This is a genomic window from Krasilnikovia sp. MM14-A1259, from assembly GCF_047159535.1.
In the GTDB taxonomy this organism is placed as follows: Bacteria; Actinomycetota; Actinomycetes; order Mycobacteriales; family Micromonosporaceae; genus Actinoplanes.
The window spans coordinates 1222930-1248478 of record NZ_BAAGAJ010000002.1 but is presented as its reverse complement, the minus strand read 5'-3'; the positions used below and the strand labels follow the sequence as shown (position 1 = coordinate 1248478).

The 25549-nt window shown below is 73.1% G+C and carries 19 protein-coding genes; 10 read left to right on the top strand and 9 right to left on the bottom strand.

The window, feature by feature from the left end; translation table 11 throughout:
* Positions 1-5: 5 nt before the first annotated feature.
* Together ACMCNK_RS05270 and aqpZ are read right to left on the bottom strand one after the other, a co-directional pair.
* Positions 6-2720: a cation-translocating P-type ATPase gene (locus ACMCNK_RS05270; RefSeq protein WP_412735265.1), complete on the bottom strand. Its 2715-nt coding sequence runs from the start codon at positions 2718-2720 to the stop codon at positions 6-8.
* Between the two features lie 7 nt (positions 2721-2727).
* Positions 2728-3501: an aquaporin Z gene (aqpZ, locus tag ACMCNK_RS05265; protein WP_412735264.1), complete on the bottom strand. Its 774-nt coding sequence runs from the start codon at positions 3499-3501 to the stop codon at positions 2728-2730.
* A 178-nt stretch (positions 3502-3679) separates the two neighbouring features.
* Here aqpZ and ACMCNK_RS05260 point away from each other — a divergent pair, with 178 nt between their 5' ends.
* Positions 3680-3928 (top strand): three-helix bundle dimerization domain-containing protein, encoded by a 249-nt coding sequence (locus ACMCNK_RS05260; RefSeq protein WP_412735263.1) that lies wholly within the window; start codon positions 3680-3682, stop codon positions 3926-3928.
* A 61-nt stretch (positions 3929-3989) separates the two neighbouring features.
* On the opposite strand, the gene ACMCNK_RS05255 is transcribed toward ACMCNK_RS05260, so the two are convergent.
* From ACMCNK_RS05255 to ACMCNK_RS05235, 5 genes are all read right to left on the bottom strand, one after another.
* Entirely contained in the window at positions 3990-4508 is a 519-nt protein-coding gene (locus ACMCNK_RS05255; protein ID WP_412735262.1) for a hypothetical protein, read from the bottom strand.
* Positions 4509-4634: 126 nt separating this feature from the next.
* Positions 4635-5843 carry a globin domain-containing protein gene (locus tag ACMCNK_RS05250; RefSeq protein WP_412735261.1) on the bottom strand — a complete coding sequence of 403 codons (1209 nt, stop codon included), beginning with the start codon at positions 5841-5843 and terminating at the stop codon, positions 4635-4637.
* 133 nt (positions 5844-5976) lie between these two features.
* Positions 5977-6441 carry an NUDIX domain-containing protein gene (locus tag ACMCNK_RS05245; protein WP_412735260.1) on the bottom strand — a complete coding sequence of 155 codons (465 nt, stop codon included), beginning with the start codon at positions 6439-6441 and terminating at the stop codon, positions 5977-5979.
* Positions 6434-7570, bottom strand: coding sequence for an MAB_1171c family putative transporter (locus tag ACMCNK_RS05240; protein WP_412735259.1), 1137 nt, complete (start codon positions 7568-7570; stop codon positions 6434-6436). Before ACMCNK_RS05240 ends, ACMCNK_RS05245 begins: the two co-directional genes overlap by 8 nt.
* Positions 7563-8123 carry a hypothetical protein gene (locus ACMCNK_RS05235; RefSeq protein ID WP_412735258.1) on the bottom strand — a complete coding sequence of 187 codons (561 nt, stop codon included), beginning with the start codon at positions 8121-8123 and terminating at the stop codon, positions 7563-7565. The genes ACMCNK_RS05240 and ACMCNK_RS05235 overlap by 8 nt, the downstream gene beginning before the upstream one ends.
* Positions 8124-8435: 312 nt before the next feature.
* Between ACMCNK_RS05235 and ACMCNK_RS05230 the strand changes: the two genes are divergently transcribed.
* The 3 genes from ACMCNK_RS05230 (at position 8436) to ACMCNK_RS05220 (ending at position 12433) form a co-directional block, all read left to right on the top strand.
* Positions 8436-8888: an XRE family transcriptional regulator gene (locus ACMCNK_RS05230; RefSeq protein WP_412735257.1), complete on the top strand. Its 453-nt coding sequence runs from the start codon at positions 8436-8438 to the stop codon at positions 8886-8888.
* Positions 8889-9152: 264 nt separating this feature from the next.
* Positions 9153-10496 (top strand): extracellular solute-binding protein, encoded by a 1344-nt coding sequence (locus ACMCNK_RS05225; RefSeq protein WP_412735256.1) that lies wholly within the window; start codon positions 9153-9155, stop codon positions 10494-10496.
* Positions 10493-12433, top strand: a complete 1941-nt coding sequence (locus ACMCNK_RS05220) for a putative bifunctional diguanylate cyclase/phosphodiesterase (RefSeq protein ID WP_412735255.1) — start codon at positions 10493-10495, stop codon at positions 12431-12433. The genes ACMCNK_RS05225 and ACMCNK_RS05220 overlap by 4 nt, the downstream gene beginning before the upstream one ends.
* A gap of 11 nt (positions 12434-12444) precedes the next feature.
* Here the strand turns inward: ACMCNK_RS05220 and ACMCNK_RS05215 are convergent, their stop codons facing one another.
* Positions 12445-12792, bottom strand: coding sequence for a hypothetical protein (locus ACMCNK_RS05215; protein ID WP_412735254.1), 348 nt, complete (start codon positions 12790-12792; stop codon positions 12445-12447).
* A 162-nt stretch (positions 12793-12954) separates the two neighbouring features.
* Between ACMCNK_RS05215 and ACMCNK_RS05210 the strand changes: the two genes are divergently transcribed.
* From ACMCNK_RS05210 to ACMCNK_RS05190, 5 genes are all read left to right on the top strand, one after another.
* Complete coding sequence (locus ACMCNK_RS05210) at positions 12955-15288, top strand: sensor histidine kinase (protein WP_412735253.1); 2334 nt, start codon at positions 12955-12957, stop codon at positions 15286-15288.
* Positions 15285-16523 carry a sensor histidine kinase gene (locus ACMCNK_RS05205; protein ID WP_412735252.1) on the top strand — a complete coding sequence of 413 codons (1239 nt, stop codon included), beginning with the start codon at positions 15285-15287 and terminating at the stop codon, positions 16521-16523. The genes ACMCNK_RS05210 and ACMCNK_RS05205 overlap by 4 nt, the downstream gene beginning before the upstream one ends.
* On the top strand, positions 16520-17185 hold the full coding sequence (locus ACMCNK_RS05200; RefSeq protein WP_412735251.1) for a response regulator: 666 nt from the start codon (positions 16520-16522) through the stop codon (positions 17183-17185). Before ACMCNK_RS05205 ends, ACMCNK_RS05200 begins: the two co-directional genes overlap by 4 nt.
* A 163-nt stretch (positions 17186-17348) precedes the next feature.
* Positions 17349-17933: a hypothetical protein gene (locus ACMCNK_RS05195; RefSeq protein WP_412735250.1), complete on the top strand. Its 585-nt coding sequence runs from the start codon at positions 17349-17351 to the stop codon at positions 17931-17933.
* Positions 17934-18131: 198 nt separating this feature from the next.
* Positions 18132-20162: a SpoIIE family protein phosphatase gene (locus ACMCNK_RS05190; protein ID WP_412735249.1), complete on the top strand. Its 2031-nt coding sequence runs from the start codon at positions 18132-18134 to the stop codon at positions 20160-20162.
* Positions 20163-20245: 83 nt separating this feature from the next.
* Here ACMCNK_RS05190 and ACMCNK_RS05185 read toward each other — a convergent pair whose 3' ends face one another.
* A complete protein-coding gene (locus ACMCNK_RS05185) occupies positions 20246-23536 on the bottom strand; it encodes a hypothetical protein (protein WP_412735248.1) in 3291 nt (1096 codons plus the stop codon).
* A gap of 183 nt (positions 23537-23719) precedes the next feature.
* Between ACMCNK_RS05185 and ACMCNK_RS05180 the strand changes: the two genes are divergently transcribed.
* Positions 23720-25522, top strand: a complete 1803-nt coding sequence (locus ACMCNK_RS05180) for an alpha/beta hydrolase (RefSeq protein WP_412735247.1) — start codon at positions 23720-23722, stop codon at positions 25520-25522.
* Positions 25523-25549 lie beyond the last annotated feature (27 nt).

Sequence of the window (25549 nt, the reverse complement as noted above, 5' to 3'; positions counted from 1 at the left end):
ACTCATCAGCGGCGGGCGCGGCGGCGCAGCACCAGCTTGCGCAGCTCCTCCAGCCACAGCACCAGCGAGCCGGCCGCCACGCACACGACGAACTGCGTGCCGTTCAGGTGGGAGGCTTCGAAGAAGTGCTGCATCCATTCCACCTTGACGATGGCGAGCTGGGCCGCCGCGATCACCGCGATCGACACCCACAGGTAGCCGTTGGTGAAGAACCCCGCACCGAACGCGGACCCGTGCTCGGCGCGCGCGTTGAACACGTTGAACAGCTGGGCGAGCACGAACGTCGTCCAGCCCATCGTCGCCGCGGTCTCGGTGTCGTACGCCTGCCCGGCCCACCCGATCACCGCGAGCGTGCAGGCGCCCATGACCGCGGCGAGCCACAGCAACACCCGTAGCCGCGCGCCCGGCAGGATCTGCGTCCGCTTCGGCCGTGGTGGTTCCGCCATCGCCTGCGGGCGGGGCCGGTCGACACCCAGCGCGAGCGCGGGCGGGCCGTCGCAGATGAGGTTCACCCACAGGATCTGGATCGTCGTGAACGGCGCCGCCATGCCGAGCAGCGCCGTGATGAGCACGGTCAGGATCGCGCTCAGGTTCGTGGAGAGCTGGAAGCGCACGAACTTGACGATGTTCTCGTAGATCGTGCGTCCTTCACGGACCGCGGAGACGATCGTGGCGAAGTTGTCGTCGAGCAGGATCATGTCGGCGGCTTCCTTGGTGACCTCCGTGCCGGTGATCCCCATCGCCACGCCGATGTCCGCCTGCTCCAGTGCGGGCGCGTCGTTGACCCCGTCCCCGGTCATCGAGACGACCAGGTCGTGGGACTGCAACGCCCGGACGATGCGCAGCTTGTGCTCGGGCGCGACCCGCGCGAACACCCCGATCTCGCGGACCCGGGCCGCCAGCTCGCGATCGTCCATGGCCTCCAGGTCGGTGCCCCGTACGACGTGGCCGGTGATGCCGAGCGCCCCCGCGATGGCGTGCGCGGTCGTCGGGTGGTCCCCGGTGATCATCTTGATGCCGATGCCGGACCCGTGCGCCGCGGCGATCGCGTCGCGCGCCTCCGCCCGTGGCGGGTCGACGATGCCGACCAGTCCGAGGAAGACCAGCCCGCTGGCGGCCCGTTCCGCGCCGGCGTCCAGGTCGCCCCCGGCACTCGGGATCCAGTCACCCGCCGCGGCCAGGACGCGCTGGCCCTGCTCCGCGAGCCGGTCCGCGTCGGCGCGAACCGCGTCGCGTCCGGCCGCGTCCAGCGCCGCGATGTCGCCGTCGCGCAGCGCGATGCGGTCCACCCGTTCCAGGACGCTCTCCACCGCGCCCTTGACGCACACCAGGATCCGGCCCGGATGATCCCCGGCACGGTCCTCGTGGAACGTCGCCATGTACTTGGTCGCCGAGTCGAACGGCACCTCCCCGACCCGGGGGAACCGTTGCCGGGCCCGCTCCACGTCCACGCCCGCCTTGCTTCCCAGCACCACCAGCGCCCCTTCGGTCGGGTCGCCGATGCAGGCGCCGTCGCGGATCACCGCGTCGTTGCACAGCACCATGGCCGCGGCGACCTGGCGCAGGTCGGGCAGCGGGTGGTCGAAGTCGTCGGCGGTGATGCGGCCCTCGTGCGCGTACCCCTGGCCTTCGACGGTCAGCTCCTGGCCGCCGTGCACGAGCGTGCGGGCGGTCATCTGGTTGAGCGTGAGCGTGCCGGTCTTGTCGCTGCAGATGACCGACGTGGAGCCCAGCGTCTCGACCGCGTGCAGCCGCTTGACCACGGCACGGCGTTTGGCGAGGCGGCCCATGCCCACCGCCAGCGTCACGGTCACGGTGGCCGGCAGCGCCTCGGGGATCGCGGCGACCGCCAGCGCGATCGAACCCACCACCAGCTCGTGCCACGGCACGCCCTGGGCGAGCCCGATGAGCAGCAGCACCAGCACGGCCACGCCGGCGATCAGGGCGAGCCGGTGCCCGAGCTGCGCGGTCTGACGCTGCAGCGGCGTCGGCTCGGGCTCCACCTCGTTCATCAGCGCGGCCAGCCGGCCGATCTCGGTGTCCATGCCGGTCGCGGTGACGATCTCCTCCGCCCGGCCCGCGGTGACCGCGGTGTGGGTGAACGCCATGTCCGTACGGTCGCCCAGCGCGGTCTCCTGCGCGACCGGCGCGGTGCCCTTGTCCACCGGTACGGCCTCGCCGGTCAGCGCGGCCTCGGCGACGGCGAGGCGGAACGCGCCCGCGAGCCGCCCGTCGGCGGGCACCGTGTCACCCGCCTCCAGCAGCACCACGTCGCCGGGCACGAGCTGGTCGGCGGGGATCTGCTGCACCGCGCCGTCGCGGCGGACCCGGGCCTGCGGCACGACCAGCGCCTGGATCGCCGCCAGCGACTGCTGTGCCTGCCGTTCCTGCCAGAAGCCGAGCAGGCCGTTGAAGACCAGCAGCACGGCGATGAACGCCGCCTCCTCGACCTCGCCGATGGCCAGCGACAGCACCGCGGCGCCCAGCAGGACGAGGATGAGTCCGTCGGTGAACTGGGCCAGCAGCAGCCGCCACCACGGCGGCGGCGGGGCGGAGTGCAGCGCATTGGGACCGTAGCGGGCCTGGCGGTCGCTCACCTGCGCGGCGGGCAGACCCTGGGCCACGTCGACGCCGAGGGCCTGGGCCACGTCGTCGACCGTCATCGCGTGCCAGCCGTTGCCGCCGGCGGCCGGGGCGGGGGATTCGAGTTGGACGGCCATGGTCCTCCTATCGGGGTGGGACCGGATCGCCCGCCGACCGGTGGGCGGCGGCGGTGTCCTGGGCCTCCTCGGCGACGGGTTCGCGTCCGGTGTCCCCGACGACGAACCGGTATCCCAGCCCGGCCAGTGCGGCGCCCATGAGCGGCGCGACCCAGAACAGCCAGAGCTGGCTCAGCGCCCACCCGCCCACGAACAGGGCCGGCCCGGTGGAACGGGCCGGGTTCACGGAGGTGTTCGTCACCGGGATGCTGATCAGGTGGATCAGGGTGAGGCACAGGCCGATCGCCAGCGGCCCCATGCCCTTCGGGGCCCGCCGGTCGGTCGCGCCGAGAATCACCAGCAGGAACGCGGCGGTCATCACCACCTCGGTGAGCAGTGCCGCGCCCAGACCGTAGAGGCCGGGGGAGTGGTTGCCGTAGCCGTTCGCGGCGAACCCGGTGTCGGCGTCGAAGCCGGGGGCACCCGAGGCGATGCCGTACAGCACGCCGGCCCCGGCGATCGCGGCGACGACCTGGACCACCGCGTACGGCAGCACGTCCTGCCCCGGGGTGCGGCGGCCCAGCCACAGGCCGAGCGTGACCGCCGGGTTGAAGTGGCCGCCGGAGATGTGCCCGAACGCGTACGCCATGGTCAGCACCGTGAGGCCGAACGCGAGCGCGACGCTGAGGGTGCCGATGGCCGGCCCCTGGAACGTGGCCGTGATGACGGCGGTGCCGCAGCCGCCGAGTACCAGCCAGAAGGTGCCGATGAATTCCGCCGCCAGCCGTCGGGAAAGGGCCATGATGGTGATCCTTGCTCCGGATTCCGCGTCCCGTGCCGCATTCCACCAAAGGACCTGTGCGGTGGCATCATCCGCGGCGGACGGGCCGCCGGACCGGCGACCCCGAACGTGTGACCCGGTTGTCCGATCGCCGAGCATGTATTGCCCGCCGTGCGCGGCATGGGATTGAATTTCTGGCGTGAGCGACGAGGCAGCGCAGGACGCGGAGCGTCAGGCGGTGCGGCAGATCGTCAATGTTCTGCAGCACCGGTTCCCGAGTCTCACCGACAGGGCGGTGGCGGAGCACGTCAACGGGGTCCACCAGCGGTATGCGTCCGCGCCGATCCGCGATTTCGTTCCGCTGCTGGTCGAGCGGGAAGCCGGCCGCGAGCTCACCGCGCTGGCGGATCAGCAGGCCGCAGCTCCGCGGCCCCGGGAGAGCTCCTGACGAGCGGTGCACCACGCCGCCGGGCCCGGCCCGCGAGCAGCACGATCGGGCGCCGCCTGCGTCAGGCGGGGCGGTGCCCGTAGTCGGACAGCAGGCCGCGCATCGTGCCGGGGCCCGGAAGCAGCTCGCCCACGTCGACGCGGAAGCCCGCGCCGTGCGGAAGTTCGCGCACGGCCGGGACGGAACCGTGCGGCGCGACCGCGGCCACCCGGTCCAGGGTGACCGGGACGACGTCGAGCACCGCGAACAGACCTCGGTGACGTACGACCGCGCTCGCCACGTTCTCCCAGGCGATGAAGATGGGCACGCCGCCCTGGGCGAGTTCGATGCCGGCGTCGCAGATCCGTACCCACACCGGCCGCTGCCGCCAGCGCTGAACCGTGCCGATCAGACCGCAGCAGGCGGGGAACCCGACGACGATCAGCAGCGCCCAGTCGGGGGCCGGCCACGCGCCGACGATCGCGCCGCCCGCGGTGCCGGCCACGGCGACCGCGGTCGCCGTGATCGTGACGGCGGTGAGTGTGGCCATCCAGCGCCGGGTGCGGAACAGCACGATGCGCTCGATGATCACTTCCGCCATGCGCAGAAGTACAGCAGCAGCCCGGCCCGCAGCGTAGATCCGAACGGCTCAGCTTGATCGACTTCCTGGCGCGGCCCGCGGTGCTGCCGCACCGGTACCGCGCAATGCCGCCGTCTTAGCGGCGGATCAGTCGCGGTCGGCCAGCCACAGGTCGGGGCCGAAGATCTCGTACCGGATGTCGCGCGCGGCGATGCCGCGGTCGATGAGCGCACTGCGGACCGCCTGCATGAACGGCAGCGGTCCGCACAGATAGCAGACAGCGCCGTCGGGCAGCGGCACCTGCGACACGTCCATCATTCCGGCGAACACGTCGGTGAGCGGCAGTTCGGTCTCGGCGCCGCGTTCGTACCAGACGTGCACGGACGCCCCCGGCAGCGCCGCGATGTCGCCCACCACCTGGCGGCGCAGCGCGAACGAGCGTTCGTCGACGTCGGCGTGCAGCACCATGACCCGGGCCGCGGAACCCGCGGCGGCCAGGTGGGAGAGCATCCCGGCCACGGGGGTGATGCCGATGCCCGCGCTGAGGCACACGACCGGGCGGGCGCGGTCGGCGAGCACGACGTCACCGTACGGCGGGGAGATGGTCAGCTCGTCACCCACGTCGATCGTGTGGTGCAGCAAGGTGGAGACCTCCCCGTCCGGCATCCCGCCGCCGTGCACCCATTTGACCGTGAACTGTTGATTCCGGCCGTCGTCCGCGCGGGTGAGGCTGTACTGGCGGGGCTGGCGTACGCCGTCGGGCATCGGCAGCAGCACGGTGACGTACTGGCCGGGCAGTGCCGCCGGCGCCGCCAGCCCGTCGGCCGGCGTCACGACGAACGTGTCCACGTCGTCGGTCTCGGCGAACTTGTGCTCGACCCGCCAGGTACGCCAGGTGGTGTCCGGCTGCACGCCGCGGGCGCGGTACAGGTCCCGCTCCGCGTTGATCAGCGCGTTGGCCATCAGCCAGTACACCTCGTCCCACGCGGACGCCACGTCCGGGGTGACCGCTTCGCCGAGCACGTCGCCGATCGCCCACATCAGGTGGTCATGCACCACTTTGTACTGCTCGGGCTGCACCGCGAGGGAGGCATGCTTGTGCGCGATCCGCGCCAGCAGGCGTTCGGGGAGCCGGTCGGGGCGGTTCACCAGCGCCCCGGCGAACGCCGCGACCGAGCCCGCGAGCGCCTGCTGCTGCGCGCCGGCCGCCTGGTTGCCGCGGTTGAACGTGCCGTCGATCAGGTCCGGGTGCTCGGCGAAGAGGTGCCCGTAGAACCGCTGGGTGATGGTGTCGATGTGCGCTCCCACGACGGGCAGCGTGGCCTCGACGACGGGCCGAGCGGTGTTCGACAGCATGCGCAGGACTCCCCCCAGGTGGACGCCGCCATGGTCGCACCGGGGATCGCGTCCCGACGCGGCGACACGAAGGCGTTCATCCGTTCGCGGTCGCCCGATTTGCCCCGACTCGCGCGGCGCCGCCGGGGTGCTTTCACCGTTCGTGCAGGGCCTCGGTGAGCTCGACGTAGCGGGGACGGCCCTCGGCGCGGGCGGCGAGGACCTCGGCCATCAGCGCGCGTTGCGCCACGGACAGCATCGACACGGCCTGGTCGGGGTGCACGAAGGCGTGCCGGGCGAGCTCACCGGGGCTCACCACGATCGCCGCGCGCTGCGCTGCGGTGAGCACGCCCCCGTCGAAGACGAGGTAGAGCTTGCCGTCCGGGCCGGCCGGGGTCCACGCCATCACGAGCGGCGCACCGACCGGCACGCTGAGGCCCAGCTCCTCGCGCACCTCGCGCCGGCACGCCTCGCGCGGCGTCTCGCCGGCGTCGACGCCGCCGCCGGGCAGGTTCCAGAACGGCTTGTACGTCGGGTCGACGAGCAGGACCCGGCCGTGGTCGTCGAAGAACACCGCGCCGGCGGAGACCCGCGGGCGGGCGGGCGGGGACTCAGGCATGATCCAACTCTCGGGTATCGGTGGCCTGGGCGAACGACCGGCTCACCGCGATCAGCCAGGCCAGCTCGTGCCCCCGCGCCTCGTGCCGGTCCTCGGTCGCCGGGGCGGCGCCCACGCGGCCCGCGGCGTGGTTGCGCAGTCCGCGCCGGATCGCCCGGGCCTCGGCCTCGGCCCGCTGGGACAGGTCCGGCTCCGCCTCCGGTTCCTGGTCCACCAGGTACGGCCGGAGCGCGAGCCGGCCGTCCCAGATCTCCACCATCCGGCGGTACAGCCGGTAGTCGAGGTCGCCGACCGCAGCGACGTCGCCGCGGGGGGAGGCGTGCAGCGCGATCTCCGGAAACGCCTCGTGCAGCGCCGACCAGAGCGGTTCCAGCGCCCGGTACGCCCCGCGCTGGTCGAGCCGCGTGTACGGCCCCCAGCTCGGCATGGTGAGGCCGGCGAAGAACACCATCAGGCCCGCGGTGGCGAACGGCTCGGCGACGTCGACCAGCGCGTCGGCGTGGACCCCGGCCCCGAGCAGCACCAGGTAGCCGCCGCGGCAGGCGCAGTAGCCGAAGCTGAGCAGGGCGCCCACGGAGGTGAGCCGCAGTCCGCGCCGCAACCAGGGCAGCTCGTGGGCCAGCGTGGCGAACTGCCACGCCCGCCAGGCGATCGCGATCAGCCCGGCGCTCAGCGCCAGCAGGAAGATCGTGAGGTACGCCAGCATCAGGGTCTGCCCGGCGTGGGTCTTCCAGAAGTCCACGGTGTAGCGGTCGTGGATCGGCGCGAACAGGATCAGCGTCGCCATGGTCGCGAGGATGACCAGGCCGGCCACGAGGTAGGCGCGGGCGCGTCGGCGGGCCCGCCGCGCCGGGTACCGCCAGTAGCTCAGCAGCCGCAGGACGAACACGCTGAACAGCACCATGCACGAGTGGATGGACAGCTTCGTGAGGTTCGGCACCCCCAGCGCCGCGTCGATCGGCCGGTACACCGGCCCGACCGTGAGCGTGAACGCCATCGCGGCGCAGCCGAACGCCGCCGTGATCGCCCGCAGGGCCGGGTTGGTCCAGTCGCGGCGCAGGTGGTTCACCTTGTAGCCGAAGGCGATCCAGGCGGCGATCGCGCCGACGCCGTAGATCAGGTCATGCATCCGGCGGCCGTCCCCTTCGATGTGGTGGCAGCAGCGCCTGCTCCAACCGCAGGGTCAGCTCATTGCCGCCGCTGGGCTCCGGCGACGGCCGGCTCAGGCGGCTGAGCAGCAACGACGCCATGACCTCGGCCTCCTGCTCCTGCGCGTCCGGGTAGTGGGCGCGGTGCAGCAGGGCTCGGACCAGGGCGGGGTCGAGATCCGGGAACAGGGCCCGGGTGTCCAGCCCGGGCCGGTTGTCCACGGTCGAGTGTCCGCAGATCAGGTGGGCGAGCTCGTGCGCGATGATGTGGTCCTGATGCATGCGGTGCGTGCCGGCCTCGTACGCGATGAGGTCGACCTCCGGCAGTGACAGCCAGATGCCGCACGGGCCCGCCTCGGGCATGGGCAGCGACACCAGGCGGATCGGCCGGTCGCGGCGCCGGCCGAGCTGCTCGCACAGGGCGGCCATGCTGGTCGTGGGGGTCAGCGAAAGCTGCGCGAGCCGGCCCGCGCAGCGCCGGCGGAGGATCCGGAAGCGCCAGGCGGCCGTCCATCGTCGAGCGGCCAGGACCATGTGATGAGCCTCATCCCAGTCACGCGAGGGCGATGGAATGCTGATGTGGCCGGCTCCCACGGGGGAAGGAGTCGGCCACATCGATTCGTCACTATACAAGACGGCATGCGGAAGAGGGAACGGGGGATCGGCCCGTCGCGCGGACAGGGGGGCCGGCATCGGGCACCCCCGTGCTGCCGATGCCGGCCGGCGCACGCGGTCGCGCGGACCGCGCCGACGACAACCCTCTTCGTCCGTCCACACTGGCTAACGGTCGGCATCCACCATAGCGAACGGTGCGGCCTTGTCAACGCGGATGGTACGGTGCACTCCATGCCGGACGTTCACGACAGCGAACGAGAGGGTCGGCCGGTTGCGGGATCGCTGGCGCACCGGATCGACCACCTGTTCAAAGCCATCCAGCCGAAGGGGCGCGAGTACAGCTACGACGAGGTCGCCCGAGGCTGTGAGGCACTGACCTCCGGCACGTTCTCCAAGACGTACGTCTGGCAGTTGCGGACCGGTCAGCGCGACAACCCCACCAAGCGCCACCTCGAGGCACTGTCCGCGTTCTTCGGCGTGCCGGTCGCGTACTTCTTCGACGACGCGGTGGTCGAGGACGTCAATGCGCAACTTGCGCTCGTTCTCGCGCTGCGCGACGCCGACGTGCGTGACATCGCGCTGCGCGCGGTGCATCTGGACGGCGCCGGCCGGCGTTCGCTGGCCCGCATCGTCACCGAGATCAGCCGGCTGCAACGGCCGCAGTCGGACGGGGTCGAGCGCTGATCGCGCTCGTGCCGCTGCTGATGTCGTTGCACGCCGAGGCCGGCAGCCGGATGTACCGCTGGTTCCGGGACTGACCCGGCGATACGTCAGACCGTACGGTGCTCCTGGGTGGAGCCGCGCCACAGTGCGACGCCGCCCTGAGCTGAGGCTCGCCTCATCGCCCTCGTTCGTGATCTTCCGCCTGCGCCGCGGCTAAAGCCCGCGGCGCCCCGGCCGATCTGGTGGTAGCCGATCGGCGGGGACAGCGGGACGAGTGAGGGTGACATGACCAAGTTGACTCGACGCCTCCGGGTCCGGTCCGTGGCGCTGCTTGCCGTGCCGTTGATGCTGCTGGGCGCGGCCGCCTGCGGGGCGCCGGCGCCGACCGCGTCGGCGAAGAAGGCGGTGACGCTGACGTTCTGGTTCATGCCCAACGGCTTCGAGGCACAGAAGTCGATGCAGGCCGAGGCGGACGAGTTCCACCGTCTGCACCCCGAGATCACCGTGCAGGTGACCATGCTCGACTGGGCCGCAGCGCTGGCGCGGATCAGCGCCGCGGCGGCCGGGGGAGACGCCCCCGACGTGACGCAGCTCGGCACCACGTGGGTCGGCGGGCTGTCCAAGACCGGTGCGCTGGCCCCGTACACCGAGGCGGAACTGGGCTCGTTCGGCGGGCGGGACGCGTTCGTGCCGGCGAGCTGGACCGCGACGAAGCTGGTCGGCAGCGACGCGGTGACCGCGGTGCCGTGGTTCGTCGACGTCCGGGCACTGTTCTACCGCACCGACGTGCTGCGCCGTCTGGGACTGGACCCGGCCAAGGCGTTCGCCACCTGGGACTCGCTGGAGCACACGCTCGCCACCATCAAGAAGGACGGCCGGATCGCGCCGCTCGGCCAGCCCGGCAAGAACGACTGGAACGTGGTGCACAACGTGGCCCCGTTCATCTGGGGCGCGGGCGGCGACCTGCTCGGCGCGGACGCTGCGACCCCGACGCTGTCCACTCCGGAGTCCTTCGCCGGCATCGACTACTACCAGCACCTGATGGGCCGCTACAACAAGCCGGAGCTGCTGGCGCAGAACTCCGACGCCGCACTCACCGCGTTCGCCGCCGGGCAGACCGCCATCATGACCCACGGCCCGGACGCGGTCACCACGTTCCGCGCCGACCAGGACAAGGCGGGCCTGCGGGCCGGCTGGTCGACCGCCCCGATGCCGGCCGGGCCCAAGGGCCGGTACACGTTCCTCGGCGGCAGCGATCTGGCGATCTTCAAGAGCTCCGCGCACCGTGACGCGGCCGTGCAGTGGGTGCGGTTCCTCACCGGCGCCGAGAGCCAGCAGCGGTACGTCCTGCACGAAGAGGGCAGCTGGCCCGCCCGTACCGAGGTGATCAGCAGCAACAAGCTGGACACCGACCCCGTCTACGGGGCGTTCGCCCAGGCACAGCGCGACGGGCGCCAGTACCCCGCGGTGGCTGCGTGGGTGGACATCGAGGCGGCCCTGACCAAGGACTTCAGCACGTTGTGGGAGTCCATCACGCAAACCGGGGCGCCGCTGCCCGACGAACAGCTGCGCCGGCTGCTGCGTACCGCGGACAACGACGTCCGCAACGCCATCGCGCAGGCGTCATGATCGGCGGGTTGCTGCGCCGATGGCGGCGTCACCACTGGGCGAACGTGCTCGCTCTGGTGGTGGTCGTGCTGACCGTGGTCACGTACGTCAACATCGCGCTGCATCGGCGCGGCGTCGCGGAGAACCAGACCGCGGCCCGCCTGCAGAGCCTCGTCCTGGTGCTCAACGAGGAGAGCTCGCTGCAGTGGAAGACGCTGGCCGACCCCAGCATCCGGGCCCGGGTCGCCCGGGAGACCGGGGGGATCCGGGGGAAGGCCAGCCTGATCCTGAGTCAGCTCGGGACCACCATGCCCGCCTCGACCAGCCGGGAACTCACCCAGCTGGTCGAGGGCTATCACGTCATGCTCGACAAGCAGCAGGACTTGCTGATCGTCGACAACACCGAACAGGCCGTGGAGATCGAACGCAGCCAGACCGGCCCGCAACTCAAGCGGCTCAGTGATCGGATCGCCGGACTGTCCGCGAGCGCCGCCGCCGAGGCCCGCCAGGCCTCGGCCACAGCCAACTACGTGCTGGTCGTGGCGATGATCCTCACCGCCGTGATGATCGGGGCGCTGCTTCGTCGCTTCGACCGGGCCCACCGCGCCGCCGCCACGGCCGCCGCGGAGCTGCTTCGACAGGAACGCGCCGCGTTGCAGCTCGCGAACGAGAACGCCGAAACCATCCGGCACCAGGCCGAACACGACGCGCTCACCGGCCTGCCCAACCGGGTCCTGTTCATCGACCGCGTGCAGCAGGCGCTGGTCGCCGGGGAACCGGCCGTCATGTTCGTCGACCTCGACGACTTCAAACGGATCAACGACAGCCTCGGCCACGCCGCGGGCGACGCACTGCTGGTCGAGGTGGCCCAGCGGCTGTGCGGTTCGGTCCGCGACAACGACACCGCGGCGCGCCTCGGCGGGGACGAGTTCGCGATCCTGATCGAGAACGGCGGTGCCGAAGCGGCGATCTCGGTCGCCCAGCGGATCATCGACGCGCTCGCCGAACCGGTCGACACCGGGGGTACTCAGGTGCTCACCCGCGGCAGCGTCGGCATCGCGGTCGCCGGACCGGACCGCGACCCCACGGACCTGCTGCGCCAGGCCGACGTCGCGATGTACGCGGCCAAGAACCGCGGCAAGGGCCAGTTCGCCGTGTTCGACGACTCCATGCAGGACCGGGTACGCAGCCGCGTCGGCCTGGAGGTCGACCTGCGCCGTGCCCTGGAGACCGACGAGATCCACCTCGCCTACCAGCCAATCGTGCGCCTGGACACCGGTGCGATCGTCGGGGCGGAGGCGCTGGTGCGGTGGGTGCACCCCGTACAAGGCATGCTGTCACCCGCGGCGTTCCTGCCGGTCGCCGAGGCCAGCGGGCTCATCCTGCCGCTGGGCCGGCGGGTCCTTGAACTGGCCTGCGCGCAGGCTGCCCGGTGGATCGCCGCCCGGCCCGCCGCCGAGTTCACGATCAGCGTCAACCTGTCGGCGCACCAACTCCACCACCGGGGCATCGTCGAGGAGGTCGCGGCGGCGCTCGACGGCTCCGGGCTGGCGCCGTCCGCGCTCATGCTGGAGATCACCGAGTCGGCGATCGTGCACGACGGCGACCTGGTGGCGGCGCAGGTCGCCCGGCTGCGCGACCTCGGCGTCCGGGTCGCCCTCGACGACTTCGGTACGGGCTACTCCTCCATCACCCACCTGCAGCGGTTCCGGGTCGACCAGCTCAAGGTCGACCGGTCGTTCGTGACCGCCGACGACGGTGTCTGCGAGGCCGTGCTGCGCCTGGGTGAGCTGCTCGGCCTGGAGACCGTCGCGGAAGGCGTCGAGACGGCCGAGCAGGCCCGGCGCGTGCGCGACTTCGGCTGCCGGTACGGCCAGGGGTACTGGTTCGCCAAGCCGGCCCCGCCGGACGCGTTCGCCGCACTGCTCGACCGTCCCGCCCAGGTGCTGGCTGCCTGAGCGGGCCGCGCTCAGGCGGCCAGGCGGTGCGGAGCCTCCCGGACCGGGAACGGCACGATCTGGGCGTACGCCTCGGTGTCCGGCCCGGCGGCGGCCGAGTCGACCACGACGGCGCCGTTGGCCCGGGCCCACGCGGACACGAAGTCGTCGGCCGGCGCGGACGCCGTACCGTCCAGCAGCGCGGTGAGCGCGTCGCGCAGCGACCGCACACCGGCCGCCGTCATGGGCAGCCGCACGGACTCGTGGTCGCCGACCTGCAGGGCGTACGGATAGATCGTGTCGGTGGTGGCTTCGGCGCGGATGACAGGGCTGCCGGCCTGCTGCCCCGGGCCGGCGCTCGTGCGGCGCTGCACACTCATCTGCCACATTTCCTCTCGACGGTGGTCGAAGACTTTTCGTGGTCGTCTTTCACCGTGGTGGTTGCGCGTCGCAGGACTGACGCATACACGTTGCCGATCGGTTGCGGCGGGTCGTGGCGCATCCGGGCTGCCGTACCGGGCTGGGCAGGTCAGACTGGCGGTATGACCCGGTATGCGAGGTCTACCCGGTCCGGGACGCGGCTGTTCCTCGCCGCGTTCGCGGTCTACCTCGCCGGCGCCCTCGCCTGGCTGGCGCTCGGCCTGATCCCGGTGCTCAGCGCCGGGGTGCCGCTGGTGCGGCACGGCCTGCAGGCAGCGGCGCAGCAGGACACCGGCGCGCTCGCCGAGGCGGCCCGGCGGTCCCTGCACGCGGCGATGCCGCACGGCGCCTCCGCCGCCCTCGACTACGTGTTCAGCCTGCTCAACGTGGCCCTCGGGGTGTTCCTGGCGGTCCGGCGCCCGAACGAGGTGACCGCCCGGCTGCTGGCGGTGGCGTTCATTGGCACCGCGGCCACGTTCAACGCCCCGAGCCACGAGGTGTTCCACGTCATCGGGCCCGACCCGGCGGTGACGGACTTCCACTTCGCGTTCCACGTCGTCTCCGGCGTCGCGTACGTGTGGGCGGTGCTGTTGTTCCCCGACGGGCGGCTGCCCTTGGGCGCCGGACGGCGGGCGACCGCGTACGCCGCCGCGGCCAGCACGGCCGTGATCACGTTCGTGTGCTGGCGCAGCAGCTTCGTTGCGCACCCGCCGTTCTTCGTCGCGTTCTTCGGCATCCTCGTACCGCTGGCCGGAATGACCGCCCAGGGCGTCCGGCTGCGCTACGGCTCCCCGTCACCGCAGGCCCGCCAGCAGTCCCGCCTGCTGTGCGTCGCGCTCGCCCCGGCCCTGGCGGTCGCGCTCGTGTGGTCGTGCGCCCGCCTCGCCGGTGCCGCCTCGCTCGCGGACACCGCCGAGCGGGCCTTCCCGGCCGTGTTCGCGGTCGTGCCCGTGATGCTGTTCGTGGGCATCCTGCGATACCGGTTGTGGGACATCGACCACGTGATCACCCGGGCACTGATCTACACCATGCTGGCCGTGTTCATCGGGCTGGTGTACGTCGCCGCCCTGGCCGTGACCGCGTGGCTGGCCGCCCCGCGCGGCTGGTCCGCGATCGTCGCCCTGGCCGTGGTCGCGGCGGCCGCCGAACCGGTCCGCGAGCGGCTGCGCGCCCTGGCCAACCGGCTCGTCTTCGGCCAGCGGCTCACCCCCCGCGAGGCCATGCGGACCCTCGCGGACCGGCTGGAGCACGCCGCCTACGCCGACGAACTCGCGGAGCTGACCGACGTGGTCGTCGCCGGTACCCGCTGCGCGGGCGCCCAGCTGTGGCTGATCACCGACGCCCGGCTGCTGCTGGTGGCCTCCGCCCCGGCCACGGCATCCGGGCCGGGCCGTCCGGGCGCTGACACGAGGGCCGACCCGGACCCGGGCGCCAGCACGGTGGGTGATCCGCGCCCAGCCGCCGGCACGGTGGGCGATCCGTGCCGGGACAGCGGCACCCTGGGCGACTCCCGCCGGGACGGCGCCACCCTGAGCGAACCGGGGCCCGGCCTCGCGGCGGACCCCGGCGAGGCGATGGCCGAGTACCGCGCGCTGACCGGGGCCGACCTGTGCTTCCCGGTCACCCACGAGGGTGACCTGCTGGCCGTGTTGGCCCTGCGCCTGCCCGCCGGGGTCACCCTGCCCCGGGCCGAGCTGCGCCTGATCGGCGACCTGGCCGGCCACGCCGGTCTGCTGGTCGCCAACGCGCGGCTCACCGCGGACCTGGCGCGCCAGGTGGACCTGGTCACCCGGCAGGCGGAGGACCTGCGCCGATCCCGGCTGCAGGTGGTCGCCGCGCACGACGACGAACGCCGCCACCTCGAACGCGACCTGCACGACGGCGCCCAGCAGGAACTCGTCGCGCTGCTGATCCAACTCCAGACGCTGCAGCGCGCCACCGCGGACGGTGCACTGCCCGCCGGGCGGGTCGCGCCGCTGCGCCGCACGCTCGCCGCCACCCGCGCCACGCTCGCCCAGATCTGCACCGGCAACCCGCCCGACGTGCTCACCGCGGCGGGCCTGGCCGCGGCGCTCGACGCGGCCACCGCCCCGGCCGCCACCTCGGGCCTGCACCTGTCCGTGGACGTCCGGCTGCCCGCCCGGCCGGCCCCCGACGTGGAGACCGCGCTGTACTTCTGCGCCCTGGAGGCGATCCAGAACGCCACCAAGCATGCGCACGCGCGCCGGATCACCGTACGGGTGGACCGCGACGGCGCCGACGTCGTGCTGGCGGTGACCGACGACGGTACGGGGTTCGACCCGGCGCGCGCCGCCCCCGGCTCCGGTCTGTCCAACCTGGTCGACCGGCTGGCCGTACTCGGTGGGACCGCCCAGATCGCCTCGGCCCCCGGCGCCGGCACCACGCTGACCTGCCGGGTACCCGCGGCCGAGGAGCGTACGGGGGTGCCGGCATGACGCGTCTGCGGAGCCCGGACCGGCTGCGCCAAGTGTGTGTGGTGGCCGCGATGGCGCTGTTCGTGGTCGCCGTGTACGGCGGGGTCCGGGCAGTCTCTGCGCTCGCGGGAGACACCGATCCGGGCCCGTGGGTGTGGCTCGCGGTCACCGCGCTCGTCGCGGCCCTGGCGCCCGCCGCGCGCCGCCACGCCGAGCGCGCTGCCGACCGGATCGCGTACGGGCCGGACGGCGACCCGCACGCCGCCATGACCCGGTTCGTGCAACGCATCTCCGACACCCTCGCGGTCGACGAGGTCCTGCCCGACCTCGCCCGTACGGCGTCGCGGGTGGCGCACAGTCCCGGCACCGAGGTCCGGCTCTGGCTGGCCGACGGCGCGGAGTGGCGCCAGACGTGGCCGCCCGGCCGCGACGACGTGCACGCCCGGTTCCGGCTCGACCTGCAGCGCGGCAGCAACCCGGTCGGGCAGCTCGGCGTGGAGGTGGCCGAGGACCAGCTCAGCCCCGCGGACCGGGAACTGCTGGACGGGCTGGCAGGTCCGGCCGGGCTGGCGCTGGCCAACGTGCGGCTGACGTACGAGCTGCGCGGGCGGTTGCGCCAGGCCACCGAGCTGGCCGAGCAGGTACGCCGTTCCCGCGAGCGGCTGATCGGGGCGCGTGGGGCGCAGCGCCGCCGGTTCGCCGCCGAGGTCCGCGATCGCGTCGACGCGCACCTGGCGGTGTCGGCCGGGACGCTGGCCGACGGGGCGCAGACCGCGGACATGCTGGAACGGGCGCGGGTGCAGGCACTGGCGGCACTGGAAGCGCTGCGCGAGCTCGCCACCGGGCTCTACCCGCCCGCGCTCGCGGACGGCGGCCTCATGGACGCGCTGGAACACCATGTCGACCGGATGGCCCGGCCGGTCACGCTGGAGGCGGCCGGTGTCGAGGAGGCCCGGCTCGCCCCGGCGGTCCGGGCGGCCGCGTACTTCTGCGCGGCGGGTCTGGCCGACGACCTCGCCCGCCACGGGCCGGTCGCGGTACGCCTCGACCTCGACGGCGACCGGCTGCGGTTGCGGGTGGGCGCACCCGGGCGCCCGGGCGCCGACACGGCGCAGATCATCCGCGACCGGGTGGACGCGTTCGGGGGTGACCTCGCGGTGAGCGGGCCGCCGGACCGTACCGAAGTCACGGCGACGCTGCCGCTGCGCGCGCCCGCCGACGCCGGTGCCGGGCCGGCTGTGGGGGAGCGCCCGTGACGATCCGGGTCGTGCTGGCCGAGGACAGCGCCCTGCTGCGGCAGGGCGTCGCCGGCCTCATCCGCAACGAGGCGGACCTGGAGGTCGTCGCGTCCTGCGCGGACCTGCCGGAGCTGCTGATCGCGATCGGCGAACACCGCCCCGACGTGGTGCTCACCGACATCCGGATGCCTCCGACCAGGACGGACGAGGGGATCCGTGCCGCGGAACACTGCCGGGCCGAACATCCGGCCATGGGTGTGCTGCTGCTCAGCCAGTACGTCGAGGCCCGTTACGTGCGCGCTCTGCTGGCCCAGGGCACCGACGGGCGGGGATATCTGCTCAAGGAGCGCGTCGCCGACGTGGGCGAGCTGGTCGCGGCGATCCGCACGGTCGCGGCGGGTGGTTCGGTCTTCGACCCGAAGGTGGTCGAGGCGCTCGTCCGCGGCCGCGACCGGCGCGGCGTCGGCCTGGCCCCACTGTCCGCACGCGAGCGTGAGGTCCTCGCGGAGATGGCGCACGGCCTGACCAACGCGGCCATCGCCGCAGCGCTGGTCATCACGCAGCGGGCGGTGGAGAAACACATCAACTCGATCTTCGCGAAGCTCCAGCTCGGACACGACGACGGGGTGCATCCCCGGGTGCAGGCGGTGCTGACGTACCTGGCGGGCGACGCGCCCTGACGGGCCGGTCCGCGGCCGTTGTGTCGCCTGGCTGACAGGCGGGTGGTGCTGGCACCACCCGCCCGGGAGGCAGGTGCGCACCCTCGTTCGGCAGGTGCCCTCTCGGCCATCGTTGTTGGTGTCAGGCCGCACCAGGGCGGCCCGAAACCGAGGGAGCAGAACCATGCAGAAGTCCACCACCACCCGCATGATCCGTGGCACCGTCGCCGCCGTCGCGTTCGCCGCCGCCGCCATCGGTACGGCGTTCGCCGCCACCGCCCCTGCCGCGGCCGCCGTGCGCGGCTGGAGCACGGTGGAGAGCTGCACCTCGGCGGCCGGTTCGGTGAGCTACCAGCCCGGGCTCACGAGCACCGCCCGTACCGAAACCGGCATCCTGTCGGCGACGCTGGCGGGCTGCAGCAGCGTCTACACCGGCGGTGTGGCCGGCACGGGTTCGCTTACCGCCTTCCTGTCCGGTTCGTCCCGTACCGGGGCGGTCGCGCAGCGCGGCAGCTTCACGATCAACTGGCCGCCCGCCAGCGGGCTCAACCCGTCCAACGGCTCGTTCGCGCTCACCGGGCCGGACGCCTACGGCCAGTACAGCGCGAGCGGTTCGGTCACCAGCGGCGCCTACACCGGTTCCTGGGTCGGCACCACGTTCGTGGTCACCGGCGTCAACGCCGGCGCGGACGGTTCGGCCGCCCACCCGGTGACCCTGCAGCAGCTCACCAACACCGCCCCGCTGCAGCTGCGGCGCAACAACTGGTGAGCCGACGGCCCGGCCGCGCCCCACGGATCCCGGGGCGCGGCCGGGCCTTGCCGTGCGGGGTCAGGCCGTCGGGGTACACCGGCGTACGCGACGGTTCGCGCGCCCGCTCCGTCGTGATAGGAACGCGGATACGCGGCCGGTACCGGCTCGCCGCGTTCCTCGGGTGACGGTGACCGGTGAATCCGGGTGGAGGGACTCATGACGAGTGCATCGACGCGTGACCGGGACTGGGCGGGCGAGGTCGGCGACGCGCAGACCGTCCGGGCGGTCTTCGACGAGACACCCGTGCTGCTGCTGGGCATGGAAGGGCCGGAGCACCGCATCGTGGCCGCCAACGCCGCGTTCCGGGCGACCACGGGCCGCACCGGGCAGGTGGGCCGCACGCTCGTCGAGGTCTTCCCGGAGATGGAAGGCCAGCAGGTGTACGAGATGTACGACCGGGTGTACCGGACCGGCCGCCAGCAGGTGGCCCGGGAATGGCACGTGCAGATGGACGTCGAAGGTGTCCGTACGGACGGGTACTACGACTTCACGGTCACGCCGTGGCGGGGCCCGGACGGCGAGATCGTCGGTACGACCCTGGTCAGCGTGGACGTCACGCATCGGGTGCTGGAACGGCAGGCCGCACAGCAGCGCGTCGAGGACGCCGAACGCCGCTACGCCGTGGCCCGCGACACCGTCGTCAGTCTGCAGCGGGAACTGCTGCCGCCCGGCCTGCCGGTGCTGCCGCGCGCCCGGCTGGCCGCCACCTGCCTGCTGGCGGAGGCGGACTCGGCGGCCGGTGGCGACTGGTTCGACGCCATGGTGCTGCCGTGCGGGCGGGTGGCGATGACCGTCGGGGACGTGGTCGGGCACGGGGTCGCGGGGTCGGCGGTGATGGGTCAGCTCCGCGCGGTCCTGCAGGACCGGCTGCTGGAGGACGGCGACATCGCCCGAGCGCTGACCGCGCTGGACGCGATGGCGCGGCGCATTCCGGGGGCGCGGGCCGCGACGGTGTGTGTCGCCGTGCTCGACCCGGCCGACGGCACGGTGTCGTACTGCACCGCGGGGCATCCGCCGCCGCTGGTGGTCGGCGCGCAGCGGCCGGGCCGGTATCTGCCGTCGACCGGAGCGTCCCCGCTCGGCGGGGACGCCGCCCCCGGCGATGCGCGGTTCCCGCTCGGTACGGCCCGGCTCGCCGACGGTGAGCTGCTGGTGCTGTTCACCGACGGCCTGGTCGAACGTACCGGCCGCGATCACGCCGGCAGCCTGGTCGAGGTGGCCCAGGTCGCCGCGGACGCCGCCGCCGACCGCGCGCTGCGCGGCTCCGGCCTGACCGCGGTGCAACGGGTCTGCACGCAGACCGTGGAACTGCTGGTGCGCCAGGCGCCGCACACCGACGACGTCACGATCCTCGCGGCGCAATGGGTCGCGCCGCCGCCGCCGCTGCGCCTGGACCTGCCCGCGCAGCGCGGCGTGATCGCCGGGGCGTACCGGGCGGCCGGCCGGTGGCTGGAGCAACTCGGCGCGGGCGAGCAGGACGTCAGCGCGCTCCGCCACGCCGTGGCCGAGCTGGTCACCAACTGCGTCGAGCATGCGTACGGCGCCGATGGGCCACCCCACGAGCCCGGTACGGCGACGGTCACGGTCACCGGTGACCTCGGCCCGGACGGGGTGGCCCGGATCGCGGTGGCCGACCGTGGGCGGTGGCGCGAGCGTCCACCCGCGGCGAGCAGCCGCAGCGGCGGGCTCGGCCTGATGCTCGCCGGGGAGCTGGTCGACTCGCTCCAGCTCCGGCGGTCCCCGGCGGGTACGACCGCCGAGCTGCGGCACGCGGTGCGCACACCGGGCCGGGTGCTCACCCTCGGCGAGATCGGCGCCGGCGGGCCGGGCGTGCCGGTGCGGGACGATCCCGACCTGCTGCTCGTGCTCGACGAGCCGCACGCGGCCACCCCCCGCGTACGGGTGGACGGCCCGGTGACCTCCGTGACCGCCGCGCAGCTCGCCGCGGATCTGCAGCGGCTGACCCGTCACGGCACCCGGCACCTGACGGTCGACCTGACCGGGGTCACGCTGCTGTCCAGCGCGGGCGTGGCCGTCCTGCAGCAGGCCCTGGGGCGCAGCCGGGACCAGGCCGGCCGGCTGTCGCTGTACGCCGCCGCGGGCACCCCCGCACAGCACGTCCTCGCGCTGACCGCGCTGGCGTACACCTCGGCCGACCCCGACCGGGAGCCGGACGTTCCGCGGTAGCCCCGGGCAGGACCCGGAAACGGCGAGGGTCCGCCGCCCCGGCCGCATCGGCCGGGATCGGCGGACCCCATCCCCCCGGTTCGTCAGCCGAGGCTGGCGAAACCGTCCACCACCACCTTCGGGCGGCCCTCGGTGCCGGCCACCACGATCTTGAGCGTGTGCGTGCCCGCCGTGGTGGATCCGGCCCACAGGACCTGGCGGTCCAGGGCGCCCGACGGCGTGCGGGTGTCCACCGTGCCGACCTTCACGTCGTCGACGTAGACCGTGGCCAGGCCGTAGCCGACGGCGTTGCGCGAACCGAACCACGCCACCTGGGAGCCGGTGAAGCCCCAGGTCACCGCGGCGTTGGCCGCGGTGGAGGAGCGGGCCGCCCCGTCGAGGTAGCCGGTGGCCGTCGCGGTCGCCCACGTCCCGGTGTACTGGCCCGCCGACTCGGCGGCCGCGGTCAGGGCGACCTCGCGGGACGCGGTGGCCACGTTGCCGGCGCAGTCGGTCGCGGACACGGTGACCGTGGTCGACGCCGCCCGGGGCAGCGCGGTCTCGACCCGTACGATGCCGGTCTTGCCGGTGGCCACGACCTTGTCGCCGACCGTGACGCTCGTGGCGCAGATCCCGCCCGCGTCGGTGGCCGTCGTCGTCACCAGCACCGGCACGGCGTCACCCGCGGCGGCCGTCCGCAGGGCGACCGTCGGGGTGGTGACGGCCGGGGCGGTCCGGTCCACGGTCACCGCGACCGGCAGCGACGTGCTCGTCAGTCCGGAACGGTCCACCGCGACGACCTTCAGGCTGTGCGCGCCGACCGTGAGGGCCACGCTTGCGCTGGTCGTGGTCGACGTCGCCGCCGTCACGCCGTCCACCTGTACCTCGTAGTGGTCCAGGCCGCCGTGGTCGACGGCTGCCGCCCAGGTGACGGTCGCGTTCTCGGCGCTGATCTTTCCGTTGGCCAGCGGGGAGGTGATCTTGGCGGCGGTCGGGGCGGTCGGCGTGGCGGTCACGGCGATGCCCAGCTCGTCCGCGCCGGGCGAACTCAGCCCGTTGCCGTTGATCGCCACGACGGTGATGCGGTGCGCGCCGTCGCCCACCGGCACGGTCGCCGTCTTCACGGTGCCCTCGGTACGCGCCACCTCGGTGCCGTCGACCAGGACGGCGTACTTGGCGATGCCCGACTGCGCGTCGACTGCCGCGGCCCACGAGATCCGGGCCAGGTTCCCGGTGACCGTGCCGTCGTTGGCGAGCGCCGCCACCTTGGGCTGGGCGGGGGCGGTCGTGTCGAGCGTGCCCTTCGCGGTGGCGGCGATCGACGCGTTGCCGATCGAGTCGCGGCCCCGCACACCCAGGGTGTGCGCCCCGTCCGCGGCGGCGCCCGTCGTCAACTTCCAGGACGTCGCGTTGCCCGGCAGGGTCTCCTTGACGGCGCCGTCGACGATCACGTCGTACCCGGCCACGGCCTGGGCCGGCGGCGTCCACGACAGGGTGGTACCGGCGGTGTCGTTCGTGGTCGTCGCCTTCGTCGGGGCGGCCACGGTGGCGCGGTTCAGCACCACGGACACCCCGGTCGCCTCGGCGCGGTTGCCGACCTTGTCGACCGCCACCACGGTGATCTTGTGGGCGCCGTCGACGCCGCTCAGCGTCGGCGAGGCGGACGTGGCCGCCCGGTCGGCGGTGCCGGCCTTCGTCGTGTCGAAGTACACGTCGTAGTGGTCCACGCCGGCGCCGCCGTCCGTGGCCGCGGTCCAGGTGATGCGGGGTGCGCTGCCCACGGTGGCCCCGCCGGCCGGCGCGGTGATCACCGGGAGGCTCGGCGCGGTGTTGTCACCGATGACCGTGACGGTCGATGTCGCGTCGCCCACCATGCCGACCTTGTTGACGGCGCGCACGTTGATGGCCGCCGAGCCGGTGAGCGCGGGCAGGCTCAGTGCCGTGGTCTTGGTGACCGTCGTCTGGCCGTTGACCGAGACCCGGTACTCGGCCACGCCCGACTCCTTGTCCAGCACCGCGGGCCAGGTGACCTTCACCGGTCCGGCCACGTAGTCGCCGGAGCGGGCAGTGCCGGTCACGGTCAGCGCGGTCGGGGCCGCGGGGGCGGTGGTGTCGTTGTAGATGTTGCCGACCCGCACCCGGGCGTCGGTCGCGGTGACCGCCTCGACGGTCAGCGTCAGCACCGTGCCGGGGATCGCCCACGTCTTGCCGACCGGCAGCGCCCGCGAGTCGGCGACTGCCGGGTTCATGTTGAGGCTCTTGGAGTCGATCTTGTCCGTGAAGCGCTGGTGGACCTGAACCCCGGCCCAGCCGGCCGGCAGGTTGGCGTCACGGCCAGTCTTGGGGCGGTAGTCCACGTACAGCGTGGAGCCGGTCAGCGGGATCTTCAGGGCGCGGGTCGCGGAGATCGCGGTGATCGGGCTCAGCGTCGCGACCGTGCCGTTCTCGCCGACCACGGTGCCGGTGAGGGTGCCCAGCACGTCCGCCAGGGACGAGTTGAGGTGGTAGCCCTCGGAGCCGCGGCTGAAGCCCATCACGTCGTAGTCGTCGTAGTCCCGGTACGTGCAACTGGTGCTCAGCGGCACCGTGCCCGACGCGCACACCGCGGCGTTGGCGTGCGACAGGCCCAGGTTGTGCCCGAACTCGTGCTCCCAGGCGTCCGGCGTCGTGGTGCCGTCGATCCAGATGTTGCCGCCGCCCACCGAACCCAGGCCCAGCCAGCCGCAGCCCATCTTCGGCCAGTACAGCAGCACGTGGTTGCGCAGGGTCGGGGCGGACACGCCGGTCGCGGCGAGCGCCGCGTTGGTGGCCGCGGTGTAGTCGTTGCACGACGTCGGCTTCGGGATGGCCGTCCAGTCGCGAACGTCGATCGAGTTGATCGTGATCCCGCTGCCGGTCTCCGCGTCCCAGTACGCGGCGACCTTGTCGGCCACGGCGCGCAGCGTGGTGGTGGTCTGGGCGTCCTTCGTGCCCCAGTACACCGGGATCACGGTCAGCGTGTGCGTCCCGGCGACCCCTGCCGAGATGGCCGCGACGTCGCCGGTGGCGCTCGCCTTCACGATGGTGGCCTGGCCCGTGGCCACCGCGGCCGCCACCTCTTCGGTGGTGTCGGCGGCGGCCGGCGCCGTGACGGTCACCGCGACCTGTGCGCCGTTGGTCAGGCCCACCGCGGCGGACGCGGGCAGCCGCACCAGCTTGTCGCCGATGGTCACCAGCGGCGTGGGGGTGGCCGCCACACCGGCGGGACCGATGGTTTCCGGCAGCACCTGGGTGTAGGTGCCGAGGACGGTCGTCGTGTGGGTGGCCGGGGCGGCCAGCGCGGCGGTCGGCATGAGCATCATGCCGCCGAGAGCGAGTGGCGTGGCCGCGGCGTGCGCGAGCAGGCGAACGATCATGCGTGGTTGATCGGCTCGGCCGGGCCGCCCATGACGCAATGCCACCTCAAGGTCGGCTCAAGATGACCTCAAGATGCATGCTGTTTCCGCCGGTCACCGTGCGGGCGACTCCATCGGTGGATTCGCCTGCGGCGAACCGGAAACCGGGTACGTTGCGATCGGAGCGAGCAGAAAGGCGTGCGAATGTCCCTGCGTCCCCGGGTTCGGCCTGCCGGAATCGTCGCGGCGGTGCTCGCCGCCGCGCTGTGTGTCCCGACGGCTCCCGCGGCGGGGGCCGTGCAAACCCCCGGCCCGGATCACACCAGCGCGGTCGAGGCCGGGCGCGTCGACCGGGTGCCCACGCCCCGCCTCGGCTGGTACCGCTGCTTCGACTACGCCGAATGCACGACCGTGAAGCTGCCCCTCGACTACGACCAGCCCACCGGCGCCCAGGTCGAGCTGGCCGTGCTGCGCGTCAAGGCCCGCGACCAGCAGCACAAGATCGGCACGTTGTTCGTCAACCCGGGCGGCCCCGGCGGGCAGGGCACCGCGATCGCCTACTTCTCCCCGTACTTCCTCGGCAACGACGTGCTCGACCGCTTCGACATCGTCGGCTTCGACCCGCGCGGCATCGGCTTCAGCGACAACGTGAAGTGTTTCCGCTCGCCCCGCGAGCAGAGCCAGGCCCTGGCGGGCATGAACGTCCCGTTCCCGCTCGCCCGGCCCGAGGAGCGCGCGTACGTCGCCGCGGCCAAGGAGTTCGGCCGGGCCTGCTCCAGCACGGGACGGCCGCTGACCGCCGCGATGTCGACCGCGCAGAGCGCTCGCGACATGGACGTGCTGCGCCGCGCGGTCGGCGACCAGAAGCTGAGCTACCTGGGCTTCAGCTACGGCACCGCGCTCGGGCAGTACTACGCCAACCTGTTTCCCGACCGGGTCCGCGCGTTGGCGCTCGACGGGGTCATCAACCCGGTCTCGTGGACCGGCACCGCCGCGACCCGCGACATGATCCTCGACGACCGTCTGCGCTCGGCGGACGGGGCGTACAAGGCCTTGCACGAGATCCTCGTGCGCTGCGACCGGGCGGGCGGCACCCGGTGCGTGTTCGCCATGGGCGACCCGGTCGCCAACTTCGCGCTGATCGCGCGGCGGCTGCGGGCCAAGCCGCTGGTCTACGACGACCCGGTCTTCGGGACCACCACGGTGACGTACGCCGACTTCGTCGGCAGCACCCTGATCATGCTGTACGACCCGTCCGGCTACGACAGCATCGTCACGATGGCGTTGAACCTGCTGATCCTCACCGAGCCGCCGTCCGGTGGTGCCGCCGCTGCGGCCCGCCGTTCCGCCGGGCACGCCCTGGCGAGTCAGCTGCGACAGCTCAAGGATCGGTTGCCGGGGCGTGATTTCCCGTACGACAACAGTCTCGACGCGTTCCTCGGGGTCACCTGCACGGACACCGGGAACCCCCGGGACGCGGCAGCGTGGCCCGCGCTGACCGCCCGCGCGGACCGGCGGGCCCCGTACTTCGGCCGGGCCTGGGCGTGGAGCACCGTGGCGTGCGCACGCGACACGTGGACCGTGCACGACGAGGACGCGTACACGGGGCCGTTCGACCGGCGTACCGGTGCGCCGGTGCTGTTCGTCGGCAACTACTACGACCCGGCGACCAACTACCGGGAGGCGGTCAGCTCCGCCCGGCTGCTGCCCGGCAGCCGCCTGCTGTCCAGTGACAGCTGGGGCCACACCGCGTACGGCACGTCGGCGTGCGTCACCGACGCGGTGGACGCGTACCTGGTCCGCCAGGTGCTGCCCGCGCCCGGCACGGTCTGCACCGGTGACATCCAGCCGTTCGAAGGGGTCCCGGCCGCGGCGCAGGCTGCCGCCAGCCATCCGACGCCGAGTGCCGACGGGTTCCGCACCCGGCCGCGTCCGGCCCGTGACGCGGCCAAGTGGCTCCCGCCGGTCGCCCCGCGCCTGCCGGGCGCCGCGCTGTTCGGCCGCTGACCCCCGCCGTATTTCGTCGTGACGCGG

Coding starts and splice junctions, on each gene's coding strand:
- ACMCNK_RS05270 (WP_412735265.1), bottom strand. CDS start 2,720: ATGGCCGTCCAACTCGAATCCCCCGCCCCGGCCGCCGGCGGCAACGGC.
- aqpZ (WP_412735264.1), bottom strand. CDS start 3,501: ATGGCCCTTTCCCGACGGCTGGCGGCGGAATTCATCGGCACCTTCTGG.
- ACMCNK_RS05255 (WP_412735262.1), bottom strand. CDS start 4,508: ATGGCGGAAGTGATCATCGAGCGCATCGTGCTGTTCCGCACCCGGCGC.
- ACMCNK_RS05250 (WP_412735261.1), bottom strand. CDS start 5,843: ATGCTGTCGAACACCGCTCGGCCCGTCGTCGAGGCCACGCTGCCCGTC.
- ACMCNK_RS05245 (WP_412735260.1), bottom strand. CDS start 6,441: ATGCCTGAGTCCCCGCCCGCCCGCCCGCGGGTCTCCGCCGGCGCGGTG.
- ACMCNK_RS05240 (WP_412735259.1), bottom strand. CDS start 7,570: ATGCATGACCTGATCTACGGCGTCGGCGCGATCGCCGCCTGGATCGCC.
- ACMCNK_RS05235 (WP_412735258.1), bottom strand. CDS start 8,123: ATGGTCCTGGCCGCTCGACGATGGACGGCCGCCTGGCGCTTCCGGATC.
- ACMCNK_RS05230 (WP_412735257.1), top strand. CDS start 8,436: ATGCCGGACGTTCACGACAGCGAACGAGAGGGTCGGCCGGTTGCGGGA.
- ACMCNK_RS05225 (WP_412735256.1), top strand. CDS start 9,153: ATGACCAAGTTGACTCGACGCCTCCGGGTCCGGTCCGTGGCGCTGCTT.
- ACMCNK_RS05220 (WP_412735255.1), top strand. CDS start 10,493: ATGATCGGCGGGTTGCTGCGCCGATGGCGGCGTCACCACTGGGCGAAC.
- ACMCNK_RS05215 (WP_412735254.1), bottom strand. CDS start 12,792: ATGAGTGTGCAGCGCCGCACGAGCGCCGGCCCGGGGCAGCAGGCCGGC.
- ACMCNK_RS05210 (WP_412735253.1), top strand. CDS start 12,955: ATGACCCGGTATGCGAGGTCTACCCGGTCCGGGACGCGGCTGTTCCTC.
- ACMCNK_RS05205 (WP_412735252.1), top strand. CDS start 15,285: ATGACGCGTCTGCGGAGCCCGGACCGGCTGCGCCAAGTGTGTGTGGTG.
- ACMCNK_RS05195 (WP_412735250.1), top strand. CDS start 17,349: ATGCAGAAGTCCACCACCACCCGCATGATCCGTGGCACCGTCGCCGCC.
- ACMCNK_RS05190 (WP_412735249.1), top strand. CDS start 18,132: ATGACGAGTGCATCGACGCGTGACCGGGACTGGGCGGGCGAGGTCGGC.
- ACMCNK_RS05185 (WP_412735248.1), bottom strand. CDS start 23,536: ATGATCGTTCGCCTGCTCGCGCACGCCGCGGCCACGCCACTCGCTCTC.
- ACMCNK_RS05180 (WP_412735247.1), top strand. CDS start 23,720: ATGTCCCTGCGTCCCCGGGTTCGGCCTGCCGGAATCGTCGCGGCGGTG.